This is a genomic window from Anabaena sp. AL09 (assembly GCF_001672255.1).
Taxonomy (GTDB): domain Bacteria; phylum Cyanobacteriota; class Cyanobacteriia; order Cyanobacteriales; family Nostocaceae; genus Dolichospermum; species Dolichospermum lemmermannii.
The window spans coordinates 9,840-10,939 of the sequence record NZ_LJOQ01000109.1 but is presented as its reverse complement, the minus strand read 5'-3'; the positions used below and the strand labels follow the sequence as shown (position 1 = coordinate 10,939).

Genomic DNA, 1,100 nt, shown 5'->3' with positions numbered 1-1,100 from the left:
CCCGGCGGTCAGGGTATCCTTATCAGTATCAACAGCAACCAGTAGAAATAACTTCTTTTGCTAATGAAAATTTAGCGCAACGATTGGGGGTGACTCCACAAAGTTTGATTACGGAACGGGAAAGCAAGAGTGAGCAGGAATTTATCAGTTGGTCCAGGAATCGTGACCCGATGAGTTTAGGCTGGAAATTTCAGGTTAGTGATGGGTTGTTTTATCCGGTCAAACAGTAGAATTAACGACGTTTGGGAACACTAATTGCCTGTACAGCCCGTTGTTGAACTTCCTCACCCCGACGGTCATATCTAGAAGTGAGTTCAGGTGTTGCATGACCGGCTAATTCTTGAGGTGTCAGTTGTCGTAAAGTCACCGCCCCAGATTTATTAATGTGGCAGATTAAAGCTCCAGATTCCCGCCCTCTAATTTCTAACCAATCTTCGATAATTGGTAAAACTCCATCTGGTAAATAAACAGTTCTATCTTTACCACCTTTACCACTGCGGACTTTCACACTGCCAGAATGGAAGTCACTCAACATTAATTTTACCGATTCCCCCCGGCGCAATCCTGCACCCCGCAAAATTCTATTTTTTACCAATGGCAAAATTAATACAGTATTAGTCCTACTGGCAGATGGTTCGTTGTTTACTTGGGCGTGGATGGAATTATTTCAAGGCGTTAATTATTTTCGCAGATTGCTAGGTCTTGCCGTATTTATTGGTATTATCGGATCGAAACTTATGTACTAAAAACTAATAACAGAAGTTGCGATCGCTCTCTATCAAGATTTCCCCCAAGAAAATTCAACGATTCTCAAACCCCGACAAATCAAACAACGACAACTGCCCCACAGAAATATTGCCCTTGCCTCCTCTGTGGTATCCAAGATGACATCCACTACAGAGGCAAATTAGGTTCTCAACCCTGTTATCCGCAGGGTTCATATTGAAATGGTGAACTTGAAGGTTATAGGCACGGGGTTTAATATTGTCGGGAGGTTTTTCACTCTTGAGTAAGCAAACACGCCCACATTTTTGACAACACCAATTAGCTTTTTCCTTGATAGATTTAGCCAGTTCTTTCCAGTGCTTCGGGTATCCCAT

The 1,100-nt window shown here is 42.6% G+C and carries 2 protein-coding genes and 1 pseudogene; 1 reads left to right on the top strand and 2 read right to left on the bottom strand.

The annotated features are described in order from the left end of the window. A pseudogene (locus tag AN490_RS22850) lies at nucleotides 1-230 on the top strand (hypothetical protein); the annotation flags it as partial. A gap of 2 nt (nucleotides 231-232) precedes the next feature. On the opposite strand, the gene AN490_RS22845 reads toward AN490_RS22850, so the two are convergent. Both AN490_RS22845 and AN490_RS22840 read right to left on the bottom strand, forming a co-directional pair. Next, nucleotides 233-601, bottom strand: coding sequence for a tyrosine-type recombinase/integrase (locus AN490_RS22845; protein ID WP_300007339.1), 369 nt, complete (start codon nucleotides 599-601; stop codon nucleotides 233-235). 199 nt (nucleotides 602-800) lie between these two features. Continuing rightward, the gene (locus AN490_RS22840; RefSeq protein ID WP_300007337.1) at nucleotides 801-1,100 is read right to left on the bottom strand and encodes an HNH endonuclease; all 300 of its coding nucleotides are present in this window, start codon (nucleotides 1,098-1,100) and stop codon (nucleotides 801-803) included.

Coding starts and splice junctions, on each gene's coding strand:
- AN490_RS22840 (WP_300007337.1), bottom strand. CDS start 1,100: ATGGGATACCCGAAGCACTGGAAAGAACTGGCTAAATCTATCAAGGAA.